We start from the raw sequence: 19,080 nt of genomic DNA, 5'->3' as shown, positions 1-19,080 counted from the left end.
GCGCTCGGGGCGCCTTCGCGCGGGTCGGCGCCGGCTGCGGACGCGGTGCTGCTGTGCGCGGTGCTTTCGGCCGCCGCCGTCTGTCCCGATACGGTCCGGCTCGGCGCGCCCTCGTGCGGGTCGACCCGGGCTGCGGGCGGCAAGGCCGTGTGGGGCAGGGCCGCGAGGGCGTGGGTGCGGTCGGTGGCGGCGCGGGCGGCGGACTGGGCCGCGTCGGCGGCCTGGCGGAGGACCGGGCCGACGGAGGCGGCCCGCTCGGCCCACCCGAGGCGTTCCTCGCGCTCACGCTGCTCCGGTGCCGCGGCGGTGAGCGCCGCGAGCGCCTCGACGGCGCGGCGGTGCTCCAGTTGGTGCGCGAGCAGCGCCTCCGTCGTGCGCAGCTGTGCCGCACTCCGGGCGCGCCGCGCGCCCACCAGCTCGCGGCGCACCTCGGCGACCTCCCGCCGCAGCACGGCCCGCTCGCGCAGCGCCGCCGCCCACGCGAGCAGCCCGGGGCCGGAGGTGTCCGGCGCCGGAACCTCCGACTCCTCGGAGGGCAGGCCCGGCCCGGCCGCCTCCTGCAGTCGTTCCAGCGCGGCCGCGATGTCGGCCCGGACGGACTGCGTCTCCTTCTCGCACCGCTGTCGGTGCTCCGTGAGCCACGCCTCGACGTGGCCGAAGCGGCGGGTGTCGAAGAGCCGGCCCAGCAGCTCCCGCCGGTCCTGCGCGTTCGCCTGCAGAAAGCGGGCGAAATCGCCCTGCGGCAGCAGCACGACCTGGGTGAACTGGTCCCGGCTCATGCCGATCAGGTCGAGCAGCTCGGCGCCGATCTCCTGGTGCGAGCCGCTGCGCGGACGCCAGTCGTTCTCCTCGTCGGACCACTCGCTCAGCAGCGTCTGCGCCTTGACCGGCGTCAGGCCCTCGCCGCGCTGCTTGGGGCGCATCTGCTCGGGGCTGCGCCGGATCAGCAGCCGCCGGCCGCCGAGGGTCAGCTCCAGCTCGACGCTGGTGAGCACGGACCCGTCGGCGTGGTCGCTGCGCAGCCCCCGCCCTGCCCTGCCGCGGCTGCCGGGGACGGAGCCGTACAGGGCGAAGCAGACCGCGTCGAGGACGCTGGTCTTGCCCGCGCCCGTGGGCCCGGTCAGCAGGAACAGACCGCCGGAGGCGAGCGCGTCGAAGTCCACGCGCTCCTCCCCGCCGAACGGCCCGAAGGCGGTGACGGTCAGCTTGTGCAGTCGCATCAGATCTCCCCGCCCACGACGCGCGCCGCCGCCTCGACGGCCTCGACCAGGAGGGTCGACTCCGCCGCGGTGGCGGCCGCGCCGCGCACGTGCCGGACGAAACCGAGCGCGACCGCGCCGTCGTCGTGGCCTCGCACCCGCGCGCCGTAGCTGTGCAGCCCGTCGTCCTCGCGCCCCTGGGGCTCGAAGGAGAGCTGCAGGGTGTGCGGGAACCGCACCCGAAGCCGTTCCATCGCCTGCGGCGGGCGGGCGGCGTCGGTGAGCGTGGCCTGCACCCAGCACCCCTCGGCCGCGGCGTGGGCGTCCTCGGTCAGCAGCTCGTCCAGCTCGCCGCGGATCCGTGCGAGGCCGCGGGGGACCGGGCAGTCCAGCCGCCGGGCGTCGACCTCGCCGCTCGGGCCCAGCTCGACCAGCCACATGGTCTTGCGCTGCTCGGCCTCGGAGAAGGAGTAGGCCAGCGGCGAGCCGCTGTAGCGCACCCGCTCGTTGATCGTCTGACACCCGTGCAGGTGGCCGAGGGCGGCGTAGTCGACCCCCTCGAAGACGGAGGCGGGCACGCTCGGGACCCCGCCGACCGCGATGTCCCGCTCGCTGTCGCTGCTCTCGCCGCCGATGACGAAGGCGTGCGCGAGCACGATCGACCGGACGTCGCCGCCCTCGGCACGGCGCGCCGCGAGGTCGTCACGGACGGCGTCCATCGCGGCGGACAGGACGGCCGTGTGGCTGACCTCCTCCGCGCCGAGCCGCCGCCGGACCAGGGCGGGCTCCAGATACGGCAGCCCGTAGACGGCGACCTCGCCGTGCGCGTCCCGCAGTACCACCGGCTCGGCGAGCGCCTCCGGCTCAGGCGCCGTCCGCAGGTGCACGCCCGCGCGTGCCACCAGCCCGGCCCCGACCCCGAGCCGCTGCGCGCTGTCGTGGTTGCCGCTGATCAGCACGACCGGCACCCCGAGCGCGGCGAGCGCGTGCAGCGCCTCGTCGAAGAGCTCCACGGCCCCCAGGCTGGGTACGGCCCGGTCGTACACGTCACCGGCGACGAGCACAGCGTCGACCTGCTCGGCCTGCGCGGTCTGCACGAGGTGCCGCAGGAACGCCCGCTGGGCCGGGAGCAGGTTCTCCCGGTGGAGCGAGCGGCCCAGATGCCAGTCGGAGGTGTGCAGGAAGCGCATGGCTCACGACATTAACTCCTGCCACCGACAACACCGATTCCGTGACCTCCGCCCGACCGGTCACCAGCTCCAGAGCTTCTTCAGGTTGTGCTCGGCGATGCCCCGCATGAAGTCGCGGTCGGGGAAGTCCCCGTCGAGCAGGCGCAGCGGGTCGGCCACGAGCGACAGGCGCATCGCGAACATGTAGGACTTGCTGGTCAGGTGACCCTATCGGTCATACGGGTGGCAGGAGGTCGCTCTCGCTGACGGTGTACGTGAGCGGGGGGTACACGAAGTCCGTCTCGGTGTTCTCACGACGCCTCAGCCGGTAGAACTCGCGCTGCTGCTCCTCGTCGGCCGAGGTGAGGCGGGTGCCGTCCGGGAGGAGCGCCTGTCCGTCGCGGAACCGGAGGTGGGTCTTCGAGGTCCGGAAGGTCACCCCCAGCCACTGGCTCTCCACCGCCCGGTCGCGCGGGTCCAGCACGATGCGGTGCCGCAACCGCCGGTTCGACTCGACCGAGAACGCGACGACGCTGTTGTGGGTGAGGGGGATCTCCCACGTCTCGTCGCCGGAGCCCTTGCGCTCGAAGATCAGCTTTCTGGGCGGGCTCGTGTGGGGCTCCCGGTAGCAGGAGTAGACGGCGACGAACGACCCGTCGGCCAGGTCGAGGGCCTGGTCACTGTGGCTGCCCATGGTCGCGTAGGCGTTGGTGTAGCTCTCGATGAGCGCGTTGTCGAAGGCGACCGGAAGCTCCGCGCACGCCTGGACCTGGCGGGCCAGCCGTTCGTGCACCGCCCGGAAGCGCTGGGCCGGGCTGCCGTACCGCGTGGTGGTCCGGACCAGGGGCACACCACCGGCCTCGTCGACCCGGGTGAGGGTGGTGCCCCGGCGGCCCTTTCCCACGTCCTCCAGAAGCGCCGACGCGGACAGCTCCGCGAAGGGGTTCTCCCCGCTCGGCAGGGCGCAGGTGCGGATCCCGTCCGCGATCCTAGGCTCGGGGGGCAAGGTAGTCTCCCGCGTTCATGCTGAAGAGGAACCGGTCGCCGTAGTCGATGACGGACGAGGTCCGGTTCTCCTCGGCGTACAGCCTGCGCAGCTCGTCGAGGCCGTCCGGGGTGGGCGGCTCCAGCGGCACCAGCTTTCCGGCCCTCCTGAGGAACGTCCGGCCGTCCCTGTGGACGGCTTCGGTGCTCGAACAGCGCACCACGTAGCCCAGGCGGGTCGGGAGCAGCTCGGCGTCCAGCGCCGAGGGCCGGATCTCGTGGGCGTACAGGCGGTTGGTGGACAGCGGCATGAAGAACACCGAGCCCGGGTGGAGCGTGAGGGTGAACTGCGCGGGGAGGGCGGCCCCGTCGCGATCCGCGGTCGGCTCCTTGAGGCGGAAGTGGAGTCGGGTCAGCCCGCTGGCCCCCTTCACGCCGTGGTCGAAGGGGTCGTCGGTCAGGGGGCGCAGCCTGTCGAGGCCGTCGTAGAAGGTGCAGAAGGCCATGATGCCGTTGGCCGGCATGTCCTTGGTCTTGTCGGCATGGGCCGAGATCCTGGCCTTGGACTGCTTGCGCCCGGGTGTGGCCAGGGTGTTGTGGTAGGTCTGGGCGAGGACGTGGTTCAGCGGGGCCTGGTTCGTGAAGACGGCGGCCGCCTCGCGGTTCAGGGCCTCGACGATGTCCGTGTCCGTCGGGCCGAAGCCCTCGGTCGGTCCCGAGAGGTTCGTGGAGCACCGCAGCAGGCGGAAGTGCAGCTCGTCGCCGTCGCCGTCGCCGTCGCGGGTGACGGGCGTCAGGTAGATCCCGCTACGGTGGGCTGTTCCGGGCTTGGTGGACTCGGTCAGGGACTGGAACACGTGTTCCGCGCGGATCCGGCCGAAGTGGTCGCCGTCGAGGTCGAAGAACCGGGGGTAGTACACCCCGGCGCCGTGGACCCGGAGGGGCACGCGGCCGAGGCCGACCGGTGTCCCGGGGCCGTCAGTGTCCTCGTGGCACCCGTGCGACAGCTCGCGGACGACGAACACCCGCGCGGCCGCCCGCAGGTGGTGGCTGCCGACGCCGGACACGTCGCCGCACAGGTAGACGGTCTTCCCGGTGAGGTCGTGCGCGCCGGAGGCGAGCTCCTGCGGGGTGAGGGTGGCCCCGAAGAAGTCCCGCACCGCGTCGTGCTCCTGCACCGCCGAGGGGGCGACCAGAAGGGTGCCGGCCTCGTCGAGGCGGGCTTCGGCCGCCTGAGTCGCGTCCATCGAACGGTGACTGTCCTTCCGCTACTTCTGGTCCCGGACCGCTTCGACGAAGCCTGCCGCCACCGCGTGCTGCAGGCGGGCCGAGCGGGCGCGGGCGATGGGGCCGGAGAGGGGCTTGGGGGGCGGGAAGTAGAGCAACAGGTAGGCGTCCATGACGCCGAGAGTCTGGGCCAGGGCGTCGGGCTCGTCCGAGTGGCCGAGGACCAGCTGGTTGCCGATGGAGCGGGCGGGTCGGGGGTCGAATCGGTCCTGGTGGAGGGCGTCGCGCAGCTGCCCGGCCATGGGGGTGAGCAGCTCGGTGAGCTGATCGCGTGTCAGATCGCTCCGCGTGACCGGGAAGAGCGCGCGGCTCCAGATCGCCGCGAAGCTGCCGACGGCGGTCGGGACGTCTGAGGTTGATGGCACGGGGGAGAGGCTACTCATCGGATGATCGTCAAGTAAGAGGCGGGGGGACATGGCGTGGGCACATCACCAAGGATTCACCACCGACGTGAACGGCCCGCGCGGCCCCGACCAGGAGGATCGGGGCCGCGCGGGCCGTTCGGACCTGCCGGGGATCAGCCGGAGATCGGCTGCTCCTCGCGGTCGGCCAGGGCCGGGGCGTCCGCGCCCGTGCCGCCGGAGGCGACCGGCGCGCCCAGCGGCTTGTGCGCCTTGCTGAGGCCCAGCAGGGCGACCGGGACGGTCAGCAGCAGGGCCGCCATGCCGATCACGAAGCTCATCGTGAACTGGCTCTCCTGCGGCAGCGGCGGGACGCCCGCCGGCAGGCCCTGGATCAGCTTCGACGCCAGCAGCGAGGTGACCACCGCCGAGGCGATCGAGCTGCCGACCGAGCGGGAGATGGAGTTGATGCCGTTGGCGATACCGGTCTGCTCCAGCGGGACGCTCGCCGCGATCAGGGCGGGCATCGACGCGTAACCGAAGGCGATCGAGGTGCCGGTGAGCAGGCCGGCCAGGATCACGCCGATGCTGCTGCCGTGCGAGAAGGCCAGCCAGGCGAAGCCGACGGAGCCGATGACCGCGCCGATCGCCAGCGTGTAGCGGGCGCTGATCTTCCGGACCAGGATGCCGCCCACGGGCGCGGCGATGAGCGCGATCAGCGAGCTCGGCAGCAGGTACTCGACCGAGGCGCGCAGCACCGAGGCGGTGAAGCCGTAGTGGGCCAGCTGCTGCGGCATCTGCACCAGGTAGGAGATGCCGATGAACTGCGCGAACGAGGCGAAGCCGATGAACAGGCCGGAGAGGTTGGTGAAGGCCACCTGCCGGTGGGTGAACATCTGCAGGTCCACCAGCGGCGACGCGACCTTGCGCTCGACGAGCACCCACAGCGCCGCGACGACGGCGGAGCCGGCGAAGCAGCCCAGCGTCTTGCCGGAGGTCCAGCCCCAGTCGTGGCCCTGCGAGATGCCGAGCAGCAGCAGGACCAGGAAGCCCGCCAGGGTCAGCGTGCCGAGGTAGTCGATCCGGCCGCCCGCGGCGTGGCCGCGGTTCGGGACCAGGAAGACGACGGCGACGAGCGCCAGCAGGGACAGGCCGGTGGAGACCCAGAACACCGAGTGGTAGTTCGGGTTCGAGCCCTGCGTGAGCAGGCCGGTGATCACCAGCGAGAGGCCGGAGCCGAAGGCCAGGGTGCTGCTGACCAGCGCCATCGCGCCGTGCAGCTTCTCGTGCGGCACCTGGTCGCGGATGATCGACAGCGCCAGCGGGAAGATCGCGGTGGCCGAGCCCTGCAGCACGCGGCCGATGATCAGCAGTGTCAGTGAGGTCGTGGTCGCGGCCAGCAGCGAGCCGGCCACCATCACCCCGAGAACGGCGATCAGGGTCTGCTTCTTGCCGTAGAGGTCGCCGACGCGGCCGAGCAGCGGGGTGAAGACGGCAGCCGACAGGAGGGTGGCGGTGGTCACCCAGCTGACGCCGGAGCTGCTCGCGTGCAGGTCACGCGCCAGCAGCGACAGGATCGGGACGACCTGGGTCTGGGCCATCGAGACGACCATCGCCGCGAGGCCCAGGGCGAGGATCAGGGGCGTGCTGCCGCGCCGGGCGGCGGGAGCGGCGGCGCTCGCGGACATCGGGGTGCTCATGGAGCGAAGGTCCTTCGGGGTGCGGGGAGGGTACTCAAGACCCTTGATGTTTCAGTATCTGAAGTATCTGGATGAAACTTTAGACAAGAAAGGTTTAGGAAGTCAACCTCTTGGGGGCCGCTTCCCCTACTCTGATGCGATGACGACTCGACCGTTCGACCTGCGGGCCGCGCGCGCCATGCGTGACGGCCTGGACCCGTACTACGCGGCCATCGTGTTCAGTCCGGCCGCGGTGGGCGTCTTCGGCTCCGTCGGGCTCGACGCCTGGGCCGCGTACTTCGCCGGACGCGTCTCGCCGCTGGGCGCCGCGTCCGAGGGGCTGGTGGAGGCGGTCTTCTTCCACTTCGAGCCGGGCATGGTCGCGGCCAACACCGCCAAGGTCCGCGCGGCGGCCCCGCCGGAGGAACTGCTGGCGCTCCGCGTCGACGCGGTGGACGCGGCCCTGCGGGACCTGTTCGACGCGGATGTGCTGGGCTCCGCGGAGATGGCGGAGGCCGCCGAGCTCGCCGCTGCCGCGGCGGCCGCGTGCACCTCGGCCGGTCGGCCGCTGGGCGCCGCGAACGCGGCGCTGCCCCTCCCGGAGGCCCCCCACCTGAAGCTGTGGCAGGCGGTCACCACGCTGCGCGAGTGGCGCGGCGACGGCCACAACACCGCGCTGCTGGCCTCCGGCCTGGACGCGGTCGAGGTCCTGGTCAACGCGGTCGCCTCCGGCCGCGAGCGCCGCGCCTCCATCCAGCCGCGCCGCGGCTGGTCCGACGAGGCGTGGGAGGCGGCGGAGCAGCGCCTCCACGACCGGCACCTGCTCACCGAGGACGGCGGCCTCACCCTGCGGGGCCGCGAGCTCCGCGAGGAGATCGAGGATCTGACGGACCGTCTCTCGCTCGCGCCGTGGGAGGCGCTGGGGCGCGAGGACTCGCGCCGCCTCCACGACCTGGTCCTGCCCTGGAGCAGGGTCGTCGCCGACCGTTTCCTCGGCAAGTACCACCCGGAGCCCTACCCCGCGGCGTAGCCGCCAGGGGCAGGCGGGGACCATGCACCTTCAGGGGCGCGGGGCTCCGCTGACGTGCGGCACCTCCCCCAGCCTTCGGCCGGGAGGTGCCCCTGCGTGGGCGCGGATGGTCCGGGGCGCGCAGGGCCATCCGCACCGGGTTGTTGCTCGCGCCCACGTGGCGCCGCCGCGTATCAGCAGAGCCTCGCGCCTCTGGGGGAGTGCACCGAGGCGCGGAGTGGGTGGCGCCCGACTAGGGCGGAGCCTCGCGCCCCTGGGGGAGTGCACCGAGGCGCGGAGTGGGTGGCGCCCGACCAGGGCGGAGCCTCGCGCCCCTGGGGGAGTGCAACTGGCCGTCTGCGCAAAGGCGTGCGTCAAGGCGGCGCCTGGGGGCGTGAGGGGGTGCGGGTCGGACCCGGTGTGCGGCTGAGCGCCATGCGGAACCGGGCGTGTTGGTTGTGGGGCCGGGGTAGGGACGGCGGCATATGCGGCGGCCTTCGCCGCCGCGCCCGTCCGCCCCGGAGGGAACCATGCGCATCCTCTTGCACGCCAGCGCCTTCAACAGCCTCACCCAGCGCATCGCGGTCGAACTCGCCTACCAGCGCCACGAGATCTCCGTCTCCCTCGATCTCGGCGGCGGCCCGCGCGGGGACGCGGAACTGCGCGAAGCGATACGCAGACATCGGCCCGAGCTCGTCGTCGCGCCGATGCTGACCAGCCGCCTGCCCGCTGACGTGTGGACCGGGCACGTCTGCCTGGTCGTCCACCCCGGGCCGCCCGGGGACCGCGGGCCCTCCTCACTGGACTGGGCGCTCGCCGAGGGGCGCCGCCGCTGGGGCGTCACCGTGCTGCAGGCCGTCGCGGAGATGGACGCCGGGCCCGTCTGGGCGTCCGAGGAGTTCGACATTCCCGAGCACGCCGAGGCCGGCGGGATCGCGAAGAGCGACCTGTACCGCAACGAGCTGGCCGACGCCGCGTCCGCGGCCGTGCTGCGGGCGGTGGAACGGTTCGCCTCCCGGCGCTTCGTGCCGGCGTCGGCACCGCCGGGCGCTGCGCGGCCGTACCACCGGCAGGACCGCCGGGCGATCGACTGGACCTCGGAGGGGACCGACTCCGTCGCCCGAAAGCTGCGCACCGCCGACTCCAGTCCGGGCGTGCTCGACACGCTCGGCGGCACCGCCTACTACCTCCACGGCGGCCAGCCCGAGGACGAGCTGCGCGGCGTGCCCGGCACACTGCTGGCGACGCGCGAGGGGGCGGTGTGCCGGGCGACCGTCGACGGCGCGGTGTGGCTGAGCGCGCTGCGGCCGCGCCGGACACCGCCCGACGGTCCGCCGACCGCCAAGGCCCCGGCAGCGACGGTCCTCGGCGCGGCCGGGCTCCTGCTCGGCGTCCCCGAGATCGGTGTTGCCCTGCGACCCCACCGCAAGCGCCAGACCTGGGCGACCGTCCGCTACCACGAGCAGGGAGCCGCCGGGCTGCTGCGGTTCTCCTTTCCCGGCGGCGCGATGAGCACGACGGACTGCCGCCGCCTCCTCACCGCCTACCGTTACGCGCGCAGCCGCCCCACGCGGGTGCTGGTGCTGGGCGCGCACCGGGACGTCTTCTCGCACGGCATCCACCTCGGCGCGATCGAGGCCGCGCCGGACCCCGCGCACGAGTCATGGGCCAACATCAACGCCATGGACGACCTCGTCGAGGCGATCCTGACCACCCGCGACAAGCTGACCGTCGCCGCGCTGGGCGGCAACGCCGCCGCCGGCGGGCTGATGCTGGCGCTGGCCGCCGACGAGGTGTGGGTGCGCCGGGGCGCGGTGCTCAACCCGCACTACCGGCTGATGGGCCTGCACGGCTCGGAGTTCTGGACCTACACCCTGCCGCGCCGCGTCGGTCGGGAGCAGGCGCGCCGCCTCACCGCGGAGGCGCTGCCGGTGGGTCCGGAGCGCGCGCTCGACCTGGGACTGGTCGACCGCGTCCTGGACTGCGCGCCCGAACGTGTGGCCGACCACGTCGCGGATCTGGCGCAGGGCCTGGCCTGTGACCCGCGCCTCTTCCGCCGCCTCGCGGCGAAGCGCGGCGCGCTGCGCCGGGCGGAGGGGCGCACGCCACTGGCGTGGTACCGCTCGGAGGAACTCGCCCTGATGCACCGCAACTTCTACGGCCCGGACGACGCCTACCACGCGTTGCGCCGCGCCTTCCTCCACAAGACCCGCCCGGACACCACCCCGACCCGCCTCCACCACATCCCCGCCTGACGCGCGCAGCGCGTCACAGGGGGCGCGGGGCTCTGCCAATATGCGGCTCCTCCCCAGCCTTCGGCCGGAAGGTGCCCCCTGCGTGGGCTCGAGCAACCCGACCGAGGCGGATGGCCCTGTCCGCCCGGGAGCTCAATGACCTCGGGTGGCTTGTCGCGCACGCAGTTCATCGAGCAGAGCCCCGCGCCCCTGGAGGGTGCAACCACAGGCGGGAGCACAACTCACCCGGCGACAGCGTCAACGCCCGTGGCGCCTCTCGCCGATGCGTTTGACCTCGCGCTGGACCCGGCGGTCCATCGCGAGGGCGAACTCCACGTCCACCACCGTCCGGGCCACGTCCCGCAGGCGGTCCAGCGCCTCGGCCAGGCGCGTCGGTTCGCCCGGTGGGAGGGGCTCGCCGAGGTCCGGTAGCAGTTGCTCGACGATCAGCTCGACGAACTGGTCGGCCAGCGCGTCCGCGCTCGCGCGGACGCCGCGGGCGGTGGCGAGGACCGCGCCCAGCGGGACACCCTCCGCGACCAGCGCCGCCGACGCGTCCAGCAGGCGGCGGCTGACGTGGACCAGCGCCTCACCCTCGTGCCGCAGGTAGCCGAGGTCGACCGAGGCGGCCAGCGAGGCGTCGTCGACCTCGCCGGGGAAAGTCCGCGCCAGCTCCTCGACGGTCACCTCCACCTCGGTCTCCTGGGACCAGGGCGCGCCGATCGCCGCCTCCAGACCCAGCAGCTCCGCGACGTCCTGGCCGGACTCCCACGCCGCGAGCAGCTCCGCGATCCCGCCGAGGGTGTGGCCGCGCTCCAGCAGGTCCGCGATGACGCGCAGCCGCGCCAGGTGGTCCTCGCTGTACCAGGCGATCCGGCCCTCGCGGCGCGGCGGCGGGAGCAACCGGCGCTCGCGGTAGAAGCGCAGGGTGCGCAGGGGGATGCCGGCCGCCAGGGCCAGCTCCTCGGTGCGGTACTCGCGGGCGCCCGCCCGTGCGCTGCTGCTCTCGTTCACGGGTCGAGGGTAGCGACACCGGCCGAACGGGAGCCGATCTGAGTACGCGTACTCATGCGGGACCCGCCCGGCCGCCAGCATTCTGCGGGCATGGCCAACACACCGCCCGTCAGACAGGGGACCTCCGGGGCGTACTACGTCCAGGCGGGCATCTCCTTCGCCATCGCTCTGGGCACCATGACGGTGGGCATCGCCTACCTCCATGTCGACGGCTGGGTCCGCGCGTTCCTCGGACTCGGCCTGCTCTACACCGTCACCTCCGCCTTCACCCTGGCCAAGGTCATCCGTGACCGGCAGGAGGAGACCCGCTACACCTCCCGGGTGGACCAGGCCCGCCTGGACAAGCTGCTGACCGAGCACGACCCGTTCCGGGTGGACGCTCCCTGAGGGCCCGCCCTCTGACCGCACGCCTGCCCGGACCGTGCACAATGTGCGCCGTGAACGCCCAGGAGAACCTCGACAACGCACCGAACGGCGACGACGACCCGACCGAGGAGGACCTGCTCCCCGCGTGGCTCCGTCGGACCGAGGGTGAGCAGCGCTGGTCCGTGACGGCCGCGCTGCTCGTCGCCATCACCATCCAGTGGTTTCTGCCCGAACGGCTCAGCATCCACCCGCGCTGGCTCATGCCGGTGCTCGAACTGCTGCTGATGGGCGCGCTGCTGCTGGTCAACCCGCACCGGCACATCGCCAGGTCCGGCAACCGGGTCCGGGTGCTGGGGCTGCTGCTCGCGGCCGCCGTCAGCCTGGCCAACGGCTGGTCCGCGGTGCTGCTCGTGCGCGACCTGATCCACGGCTCGCAGGGGATCTCCCCGGTCCAGCTGCTGATGACCGGCGGCGGGATCTGGATCACCAACATCATCGCGTTCAGTCTCTGGTACTGGGAGTGGGACCGCGGCGGCCCGGTGAAGCGGGCGATGGGCATCCACAAGCACCCGGACTTCCTCTTCCCGCAGATGCAGCAGGAGGGGATCGCCCGGCCCGACTGGGAGCCGTTCTACTTCGACTACCTGTACGTGGCCTTCACCAACGCCACGTCCTTCAGCCCCACCGACACCATGCCGCTGTCGCGCTGGGCGAAGATGCTGATGCTCTCCCAGTCGACCATCTCGCTGCTGACCCTGGCCCTGGTCATCGCCCGCGCGGTGGGCGTGTTGCAGTAACGCGGGCAGGCATATGCCTCATTACTTCAGCACACCTTGTGCAGCGATGCGGCACTTTTGCCCGAGTCCGCGTAATCGGGTGAATCCGCTCAGTAGCGTCCCACTCCGTTCTGCCACGAGCGTTACGGAGGGGCGGCCACATGGGCGCGATGGGGAGCATGACCGAGCTGGGGTACGGCTGGCTGACGCCGACCCTGTCCTATCTGATGGCCGTCCTCGGCTCGGCGTTAGGGCTGCGCTGCATGGTGCGTGCGGTCGGCTCGACCGGCCGCGCCAAGCGCAACTGGCTGATCACGGGGGCCTCCGCGATCGGGTCCGGGATCTGGACCATGCACTTCGTCGCCATGCTCGGGTTCACGGTCACCGGGACCGAGATCCGCTACAACGTGCCGCTGACCCTGCTCAGCCTGCTCGGCGCGATGCTCTTCGTCGGGCTCGGCGCCTTCGCCGTCGGCTACGGCAGGCACAAGTACCGGTCACTGCTGCTGGGCGGCCTCACCACCGGCCTCGGGGTCGCGGCCATGCACTACATCGGCATGGCGGCGCTCAACCTGCACGGCCGGCTGAGCTACGCGCCCCTCGCGGTGGTGCTGTCCGTGGTCATCGCCATCGCCGCCTCCACCGCCGCGCTCTGGGCCGGACTCAACATCTCCGGGCCGGTCGCGGCGGCCGGTGCCTCGCTGGTGATGGGCCTGGCCGTCAGCTCCATGCACTACACCGGCATGGACGCGGTGATCGTCCAGGTCACCCCGTCGACCGCGCCCCTGCCCGGCGCGACGCTGATGCAGTTCGTCTTCCCGCTCGCCGTCGGCCTCGGCTCCTACCTCTTCCTCACCTCCGCCTTCGTCGCGCTCTCGCCCACCGCCCAGGAACGGGCGGCCAACGCCGGCGCCGAGCACCTGCGCCACCTCCCGGCGGTGCCGCGGTGACGGCCCCCACCTCCACCCGCGGCGCGGCCACCACCTCCGCCACCGGCACCACCACGGCCGTCACGCCCCGCCCGCGCCCCGCGCACGCCGGCCCCCCGGCCGACGAGGGCCGACCGCCCACCTACCGGAGCGGACCGCGCACCCTGCGCCTGCGGCTGCGCCCCCGCACGGTCCGCGCCCGCATCGTGTCGCTGCTGATGGTTCCGGTCGTCTCGCTGCTCGGGCTGTGGGGCTTCGCGACCGTCTCCACCGCCCAGCAGATCGACTCGCTGATGCGCCTCAAGCGCGTCGACCAGACCCTGCTGCAGCCCATCGGCACCACCGTCTCCGCCGTCCAGGCCGAACGCACCGCCGCGCTCGCGTACCTGGCCGCCCCCGACCCGGGCCGGCTCGACACCTACGACACCCGCGCCAGGGCCACCGACACGGCTGCCGGCGCCATGGGTCAGGACATCCTGCGCGGCGAACCGGACGCCGTCGGCCTCGCCGCCGCGCTGCCCGCCCGCATCGACGCGCTCGAGGCGGCCACCACCTCGCTGCGGCAGCTGCGCGCCCGCGTCGAGGGACGCCAACTCGACTGGGCCGCGGCGGCCGACGCCTACGCGGGCGTCGTCGACGGCGGTTTCCGAGTCGTCGGCGCGCTGACCGGCGTGCAGAACACCACGGTGGCCTCCGACGCCCGGGTGGTCCTGGAGCTCTCCCAGGCCCGGGAGATGCTGGCCCGCGAGGACGCGGCCGTCCAGGCGGCCCAGGCCACCGGGAGGATGACGCCGGAGCAGTACCAGGAGTTCACCGGTGCCCGCTACGCCCGCCACACCCTGGAGGACGCCGCCGTCCCCGACCTGCGGCCCGTCGACCTCACCGCCTACCGGCAGGTGACCGGCGGTCAGCAGGACCGTGCGCTCACGGCGCTGGAGGACGCGATCCGCGCCTCCGGTGGCGGGGCCAGGGCCGTGACGGCGGCGGGCACGGACTGGGTGCCCACCGCCACCACCGTCCAGCAGCAACTGGACTCGGTGCTGACCGCCGCGGGGACCTCCGGCGCCAACGTGGACCCCTACAGCCTCGGCGCCCTGACCAGGAACGGCGCGGCCGTGCTCTTCGGCCTCGCCGCGGTCGTCCTGTCGCTGCTCATCTCCGTCCGGATCGGGCGCGGGCTGGTCGTCGAGCTGGTCGGGCTGCGCAACTCCGCGCTTGAGCTGGCCGGTCGCCGGCTCCCCGCCGCGATGCGGCGGCTGCGGGCAGGCGAGGAGATCGACATCGAGGCCGAGGCGCCCGTCGTCGAGGCCGGCGACGACGAGATCGGCCAGGTCGGCGAGGCCCTCAACACCGTCCAGCGCGCGGCGCTGACCGCGGCGGTGGAACGCGCCGAGGTGCTGTCCGGGGTCTCGGGTGTCTTCGTGAACCTCGCGCGTCGCAGCCAGGTCCTGGTCCACCGTCAGCTGACGCTGCTGGACGCGATGGAGCGGCGCACCGAGGACCCCGCCGAGCTGGAGGACCTGTTCCGGCTCGACCACCTGACGACCCGGATGCGCCGTCACGCCGAGGGCCTGATCATCCTCTCCGGCGCTGCGCCCGGACGGGCCTGGCGCAAGCCGGTGCCGCTGCTGGACGTGGTGCGCTCGGCGGTCGCCGAGGTCGAGGACTACTCGCGGGTGGACGTGCGACGCCTGCCCGGTGTCGCGGTGGTCGGCGCGGCCGTCGCCGACCTCACCCACCTGCTGGCCGAGCTCGTCGAGAACGCGACGGGCTTCTCGCCCCCGCACACCAAGGTGCTGGTCTCCGGCGAGCAGGTCGGCGCGGGGTACGCGGTGGAGATCGAGGACCGCGGGCTCGGCATGGGAAAGGAGGCGATCGCCGAGGCCAACCGGCGGATCGCCGACGCGCAGCAGGCGGACCTCTTCGACAGCGACCGGCTCGGCCTCTTCGTGGTCAGCCGCCTCGCCCGCCGCCACGGCGTCCGCGTCTCCCTGCGGCCCTCCGCCTACGGTGGCACCACCGCCGTCGTGCTGCTGCCCAGCGCCCTGCTGGAGACCGGCCGCCAGCGCCGCCGCGCTCCACTGGACGCGGAGCTCGACCTGCCGCCGCTCCAGCAACCGGTGCCCGCCCCGCGCTCCGCCACCCCGGATCCGACCCCCGCGCCGCGACCCGTCCGGCACGAGGGGGATGTCGCGCCCGCGGCGGGCGGGGCTGTCACCGGCACCGGCACCGACGGCGCGGCTGCGCCGCCGCCCTTCGGCCGGCCGGTCGTCGCCCGCCAGAGCGGCACCGGAGGCGGCGCCGACACGACCCCGGTCACGGCGTCGTCCGGGCGGTCCGCCGCCGCGGCGGCGGAACCCGGCGAGGCGGTGGGCCGCGACGTGGAGAACGGGGCGCCGCTGCCGTTCGGACGTTCCGCCGGCTGGGCGGACGGGTCCGGGGACCAGGACGACGCGCCGCTGCCCACGCGGCGGGGGAGCGGGGAGGCCGCGCCGTTCGGGCGGCCGTTCGGAGCCCGCGACAAGGGCGCCGCCTCGTTGCAGGACACGGCGGAGCCGGTGCCGTTCGGGCGGGCGCCGGGTGCGACGGCCGCCACCGCGGAGGGCGATCCGCTGCCGCGGCGCGTCCGGCAGGCGAGCCTCGCCGTGCAACTGCGGGAGGACCCGCCCGCCGAGCGGAGGCGTTCGGCGCGGCCGAGCGGCGACGCGGACGAGCGGAGCCCGGAGCAGGCACGAGCCACCATGTCCGCGCTGCGCGACGGCTGGGCCCGCGGCCGGTCGGCGCGGCACCTGCGCCTGCACCAGGAGAACGCACAGGACGACGAGTCCTACGGCTCCTACGACGACTTCGAGGATTTCGAGAGGAGCGCCGCGGATGGCCGCGACGATGAACCACACCGGTGAGCTGAACTGGCTGCTCGACGAACTGGTCTCCCGGGTCGCCCAGGTCCGGCACGCCGTCGTGCTCTCCCGCGACGGCCTCGCCCTCGGCGTCTCCGCCGGGCTCAGCCGGGAGGACGGCGAGCACCTCGCCGCCGTTGCCTCCGGCTTCCACAGCCTGGCCAAGGGCACCGGCCGCCACTTCGACGCCGGCGAGGTCCGGCAGACCATGGTCGAGCTCGACGGCGGCTTCCTCTTCGTCGTCGCCGCTGGCGACGGCACCTGCCTGGCGGTCTTCGCGGGCGCGGACGCCGACATCGGCCTGATCGCCTACGAGATGGCCCGCCTGGTCCGCCGGGTGGGCGAACACCTCTACACCCCGCCGCGCAGCGCGGTGGACACGCCCACGGCGGGCTGAGGACCGGACGACATGGAACCGAACTGGTTCGACGAGGAGGCGGGCCCGATGGTCCGTCTCTACGCCCTGACCAGGGGCCGGACCAGGCCCGCCAGCGAGGCGTTCGACCTGATCGCCATGGTCGTCGCGGACACCCCGTACGGGCCGGACAGCCCCTACGGGGAGGACCCCGGTCTCGCCCCCGAACCCGCCGCGATCCTGAACGTGTGCCGCCACCAGGCCCAGTCCGTCGCCGAGATCGCCGCCGAGCTGGACCTGCCGGTCGGCGTGGTCCGGGTTCTCCTCGGCGACCTGCTGGACGCGGGCCTGATCCGCGTCAGCCGACCCGTCCCGCCCGCCCTGCTCCCCGACGAGCGCATCCTGCGAGAAGTGATCAATGGCCTCCGCGCACTCTGACGCAACCGCTCCCGCCGCCCGGAACCCCGCGGACGAATCCGCACTCGCCCTGAAGATCCTCGTCGCCGGGGGCTTCGGGGTGGGCAAGACCACCATGGTCGGTGCCGTCAGCGAGATCCGGCCGCTGCGCACCGAGGAACTGCTCACCGAGGCGAGCCGCGGCGTCGACGACCTCGGTGGGGTGGAGCAGAAGACCACCACGACCGTGGCCATGGACTTCGGCCGGATCACCATCCGCGAGGGGCTCTCGCTCTACCTCTTCGGCACCCCCGGCCAGGACCGGTTCTGGTTCCTGTGGGACGAGCTGGCCCACGGCGCGCTCGGCGCCGTGGTGCTGGCCGACACCCGCCGCCTCCAGGACTGCTTCCCGTCCGTGGACTACTTCGAGCGGCGCGGCATCCCGTTCGTCGTCGCGGTCAACTGCTTCACCGGCGCCCGCAAGCACGCCGTGGAGCGGATCAGCTCCGCGCTCGACCTGGAGGTGGACACCCCCGTCATCCTGTGCGACGCCCGGGAGCGCGACTCGGGCAAGAGGGTGCTGATCGCCCTGGTCGAGCACGCGAGCCGGCTGCACGCTGCCCGCATGCTGGCCTGACCGCGCCCCGACGTGCCGTCAGGACACCACGGTGACGCTGATGGTGAACTTTCCGTTGGCGTCGGTGCAGCGCATGGCCTCACCGCAGTTGGTGCGGGTCGCGCTCACCGTCGCCGTGCCGGGGGCGACGGCGGTGAAGTCCGTCTGCTCCGGGCGGCAGCCGACGCCGGGCGGGCAGCCGCGGCCGGGGGAGGCGGAGAGGAAGCTCGGCGCCCCGGCGGCCTTCAGCACGCCCGCCGCGCTGCTGGCCGGCGCGGGCCAGTAGCCGCCGGAGAGCACGACCTCCAGGGTCTGGCCGGTGTGCAGGGTGATCGTCTTGCCCTTGTCGGCGTTCCGGACCACGACCGGCGTGGTGCCACCGGGCGTCGACGCTCCGGTGGAGGCCCCCGCACCAGCCGTGGCGGACGACGTCGCGGGGGCAGAGGCCGCGGTGGTGGCGCCTACGGGCGAGCTGGACGCGGTGGCGCTCTTGCCCGTCGACGAGCAGCCGCTGAGCAGCAGCGTGGCGGCGACGGCGGCCGCGGCGACGGCGGTGAGGGAGCGTGCGGTGAGGGTGGTGTGCATCGGTCCTCCTGGATCGGTTGCCGATCCGACGTGGAACCCCGTCACTCGGTTCCCACTCTTCCACCCTCTTTTTGACGCGGCCCGTTCACCCGGCGCGTCAATCGGTCAGGTCGGTGGGCCGCGTCAGTCCTTCTTGCCGGACCGTTCCGCCTTCTCGGCGGCGGCCTGCTCGTCCTCGGCCTCGGCGACCTGCGGGGTCGGCGCGGTGCCGCCGAGCTGCTCCGGGAGCCACCACCGGTCGTCGTCACCGGCCGGCTGGTCCGGGTAGTCGCGCTGGGCGCGCTCCAGCAGCGCGCCCATGGCCTCGCGCAGCCGGCGGGTCACCATGACGGGACGGTCCTGCGGGGTCAGCACGATCGGCTCGCCGATGAGGATGCTGACCGGGGTGTGGCGGCGGGTCAGGTGCTTCGGCACGCCCTTGGTCCACAGCCGCTGGGTGCCCCAGAGCACGACCGGCAGCAGCGGCACGTCCGCATCCGCGGCCATGCGGGCGGCGCCGGTCTTGAACTTCTTCAGCATGAACGATCGGCTGATCGTCGCTTCGGGGAAGACGCCGACCACCTCGCCCGCGCGCAGCGCGGCGACGGCGGCGTCGTAGGCGGGCTGGCCGTCGGAGCGGTCCACGGGGATGTGGTGCATGCCGCGCATCAGCGGGCCCGAGATACGGTGCCTGAAGACGTCGTCCTTGGCCATGAAGCGGGTCTTGCGCTTGGCCGACTTGTAGGCGCCGAGGCCGGCGAAGAGGAAGTCCAGGTAGCTGACGTGGTTGCTGACCAGCACGGCACCACCGTGGCGGGGCACGTTCTCGGCGCCCTCGATCTCGATCTTCAGATCCAGACCGCGGAAGGCGGTCAGGGCCGCACCGATGATCGGCGGGTACACGAGATCTGCCACAGTCAGCCCAATGCTCAGCGGGCCGGCGCCCGAGCCTACGGTTACGTCAGCGTAAGTTGCCGACAGCAGATGGTGCCCGCTGGGGCTGCCCCGTGTCACGTCCGACCCACGTTCGAACCGTCAATAGGGTCGATCTCACACGGTGGACGCGCATGGCCCTTATTGCGCCTTGAGTCCGGTGGTGGAGTATGGCTCTGAGGGCGACAGGCGTAAGCTACCCTTCGGTAACAAAGGTGACCAGTACACCAGTACAGGAGACAGGTCGTGAGCTTGAGGATCGTTGTCTGTGTGAAGTACGTGCCGGACGCGACGGGTGACCGTCGGTTCGCGGAGGATTTCACGACCGA

General features: G+C 73.1%; 18 protein-coding genes and 2 pseudogenes. 10 read left to right on the top strand and 10 right to left on the bottom strand.

Annotation, left to right across the window (positions count from 1 at the left end):
• The 7 genes and pseudogenes from ABH931_RS39015 to ABH931_RS38985 form a co-directional block, all read right to left on the bottom strand.
• Positions 1-1,220: AAA family ATPase (locus tag ABH931_RS39015; protein WP_370124629.1), on the bottom strand; the 1,220-nt coding region annotated here is incomplete at its 3' end.
• Positions 1,220-2,389, bottom strand: coding sequence for an exonuclease SbcCD subunit D (locus ABH931_RS39010; protein ID WP_370124627.1), 1,170 nt, complete (start codon positions 2,387-2,389; stop codon positions 1,220-1,222). The genes ABH931_RS39015 and ABH931_RS39010, both read right to left, overlap by 1 nt.
• Positions 2,390-2,449: 60 nt before the next feature.
• Positions 2,450-2,575, bottom strand: a pseudogene (locus tag ABH931_RS39005) (aminoglycoside phosphotransferase family protein); the annotation flags it as partial.
• A gap of 28 nt (positions 2,576-2,603) precedes the next feature.
• Entirely contained in the window at positions 2,604-3,374 is a 771-nt protein-coding gene (locus ABH931_RS39000; protein WP_370124625.1) for a hypothetical protein, read from the bottom strand.
• Positions 3,358-4,599: a hypothetical protein gene (locus tag ABH931_RS38995; RefSeq protein WP_370124623.1), complete on the bottom strand. Its 1,242-nt coding sequence runs from the start codon at positions 4,597-4,599 to the stop codon at positions 3,358-3,360. The genes ABH931_RS39000 and ABH931_RS38995 overlap by 17 nt, the downstream gene beginning before the upstream one ends.
• Positions 4,600-4,620: 21 nt before the next feature.
• On the bottom strand, positions 4,621-5,004 hold the full coding sequence (locus ABH931_RS38990; protein WP_370124621.1) for a hypothetical protein: 384 nt from the start codon (positions 5,002-5,004) through the stop codon (positions 4,621-4,623).
• A 152-nt stretch (positions 5,005-5,156) separates the two neighbouring features.
• Entirely contained in the window at positions 5,157-6,680 is a 1,524-nt protein-coding gene (locus ABH931_RS38985; RefSeq protein WP_370124619.1) for an MFS transporter, read from the bottom strand.
• A gap of 139 nt (positions 6,681-6,819) precedes the next feature.
• Between ABH931_RS38985 and ABH931_RS38980 the strand changes: the two genes are divergently transcribed.
• The gene (locus ABH931_RS38980; protein ID WP_370124617.1) at positions 6,820-7,689 is read left to right on the top strand and encodes a hypothetical protein; all 870 of its coding nucleotides are present in this window, start codon (positions 6,820-6,822) and stop codon (positions 7,687-7,689) included.
• A gap of 509 nt (positions 7,690-8,198) precedes the next feature.
• Positions 8,199-9,923: an enoyl-CoA hydratase-related protein gene (locus ABH931_RS38975; protein WP_370124615.1), complete on the top strand. Its 1,725-nt coding sequence runs from the start codon at positions 8,199-8,201 to the stop codon at positions 9,921-9,923.
• A 237-nt stretch (positions 9,924-10,160) separates the two neighbouring features.
• On the opposite strand, the gene ABH931_RS38970 is transcribed toward ABH931_RS38975, so the two are convergent.
• The gene (locus ABH931_RS38970) at positions 10,161-10,916 is read right to left on the bottom strand and encodes a MerR family transcriptional regulator (protein ID WP_370124613.1); all 756 of its coding nucleotides are present in this window, start codon (positions 10,914-10,916) and stop codon (positions 10,161-10,163) included.
• Between the two features lie 90 nt (positions 10,917-11,006).
• On the opposite strand from ABH931_RS38970, the gene ABH931_RS38965 reads away from it, so the two are divergent.
• The 7 genes from ABH931_RS38965 to ABH931_RS38935 all read left to right on the top strand — a co-directional run bounded on the left by ABH931_RS38965 (position 11,007) and on the right by ABH931_RS38935 (position 17,275).
• Positions 11,007-11,303, top strand: a complete 297-nt coding sequence (locus ABH931_RS38965; RefSeq protein WP_370124611.1) for a YiaA/YiaB family inner membrane protein — start codon at positions 11,007-11,009, stop codon at positions 11,301-11,303.
• Positions 11,304-11,353: 50 nt separating this feature from the next.
• A complete protein-coding gene (locus ABH931_RS38960) occupies positions 11,354-12,079 on the top strand; it encodes a hypothetical protein (RefSeq protein WP_370124609.1) in 726 nt (241 codons plus the stop codon).
• Positions 12,080-12,228: 149 nt separating this feature from the next.
• Complete coding sequence (locus ABH931_RS38955; protein ID WP_370124631.1) at positions 12,229-13,008, top strand: MHYT domain-containing protein; 780 nt, start codon at positions 12,229-12,231, stop codon at positions 13,006-13,008.
• Positions 13,005-15,890, top strand: a complete 2,886-nt coding sequence (locus tag ABH931_RS38950) for a nitrate- and nitrite sensing domain-containing protein (protein ID WP_370124607.1) — start codon at positions 13,005-13,007, stop codon at positions 15,888-15,890. Before ABH931_RS38955 ends, ABH931_RS38950 begins: the two co-directional genes overlap by 4 nt.
• Positions 15,862-16,284, top strand: coding sequence for a roadblock/LC7 domain-containing protein (locus ABH931_RS38945; RefSeq protein WP_370124605.1), 423 nt, complete (start codon positions 15,862-15,864; stop codon positions 16,282-16,284). Before ABH931_RS38950 ends, ABH931_RS38945 begins: the two co-directional genes overlap by 29 nt.
• Positions 16,285-16,296: 12 nt before the next feature.
• On the top strand, positions 16,297-16,680 hold the full coding sequence (locus ABH931_RS38940) for a DUF742 domain-containing protein (protein ID WP_370124603.1): 384 nt from the start codon (positions 16,297-16,299) through the stop codon (positions 16,678-16,680).
• Positions 16,661-17,275, top strand: coding sequence for an ATP/GTP-binding protein (locus ABH931_RS38935; RefSeq protein WP_370124601.1), 615 nt, complete (start codon positions 16,661-16,663; stop codon positions 17,273-17,275). Before ABH931_RS38940 ends, ABH931_RS38935 begins: the two co-directional genes overlap by 20 nt.
• An 18-nt stretch (positions 17,276-17,293) precedes the next feature.
• Here the strand turns inward: ABH931_RS38935 and ABH931_RS38930 are convergent, their stop codons facing one another.
• Positions 17,294-17,839 (bottom strand): hypothetical protein, encoded by a 546-nt coding sequence (locus tag ABH931_RS38930; RefSeq protein ID WP_370124599.1) that lies wholly within the window; start codon positions 17,837-17,839, stop codon positions 17,294-17,296.
• Positions 17,840-17,962: 123 nt separating this feature from the next.
• Positions 17,963-18,733 (bottom strand): lysophospholipid acyltransferase family protein, encoded by a 771-nt coding sequence (locus ABH931_RS38925; protein ID WP_370124597.1) that lies wholly within the window; start codon positions 18,731-18,733, stop codon positions 17,963-17,965.
• Between the two features lie 264 nt (positions 18,734-18,997).
• Between ABH931_RS38925 and ABH931_RS38920 the strand changes: the two are divergent.
• Positions 18,998-19,080 (top strand): annotated as a pseudogene (locus tag ABH931_RS38920) (electron transfer flavoprotein subunit beta); the annotation flags it as partial.

Origin of the sequence: Streptacidiphilus sp. MAP12-33, assembly GCF_041261265.1 — a bacterium.
Lineage (GTDB): Bacteria > Actinomycetota > Actinomycetes > Streptomycetales > Streptomycetaceae > Streptacidiphilus.
The sequence above is the reverse complement of the archived record's forward strand: the minus strand, read 5'-3'. Positions and strand labels throughout refer to the sequence as shown.

Bases quoted from the DNA above. Each gene is read 5' to 3' on its own strand.
- ABH931_RS38930 (WP_370124599.1), bottom strand. From the start codon at position 17,839: ATGCACACCACCCTCACCGCACGCTCCCTCACCGCCGTCGCCGCGGCC.
- ABH931_RS38940 (WP_370124603.1), top strand. From the start codon at position 16,297: ATGGAACCGAACTGGTTCGACGAGGAGGCGGGCCCGATGGTCCGTCTC.
- ABH931_RS38935 (WP_370124601.1), top strand. From the start codon at position 16,661: ATGGCCTCCGCGCACTCTGACGCAACCGCTCCCGCCGCCCGGAACCCC.
- ABH931_RS38955 (WP_370124631.1), top strand. From the start codon at position 12,229: ATGGGGAGCATGACCGAGCTGGGGTACGGCTGGCTGACGCCGACCCTG.
- ABH931_RS38995 (WP_370124623.1), bottom strand. From the start codon at position 4,599: ATGGACGCGACTCAGGCGGCCGAAGCCCGCCTCGACGAGGCCGGCACC.
- ABH931_RS39010 (WP_370124627.1), bottom strand. From the start codon at position 2,389: ATGCGCTTCCTGCACACCTCCGACTGGCATCTGGGCCGCTCGCTCCAC.
- ABH931_RS38945 (WP_370124605.1), top strand. From the start codon at position 15,862: ATGGCCGCGACGATGAACCACACCGGTGAGCTGAACTGGCTGCTCGAC.
- ABH931_RS38985 (WP_370124619.1), bottom strand. From the start codon at position 6,680: ATGAGCACCCCGATGTCCGCGAGCGCCGCCGCTCCCGCCGCCCGGCGC.
- ABH931_RS38965 (WP_370124611.1), top strand. From the start codon at position 11,007: ATGGCCAACACACCGCCCGTCAGACAGGGGACCTCCGGGGCGTACTAC.
- ABH931_RS38980 (WP_370124617.1), top strand. From the start codon at position 6,820: ATGACGACTCGACCGTTCGACCTGCGGGCCGCGCGCGCCATGCGTGAC.
- ABH931_RS38975 (WP_370124615.1), top strand. From the start codon at position 8,199: ATGCGCATCCTCTTGCACGCCAGCGCCTTCAACAGCCTCACCCAGCGC.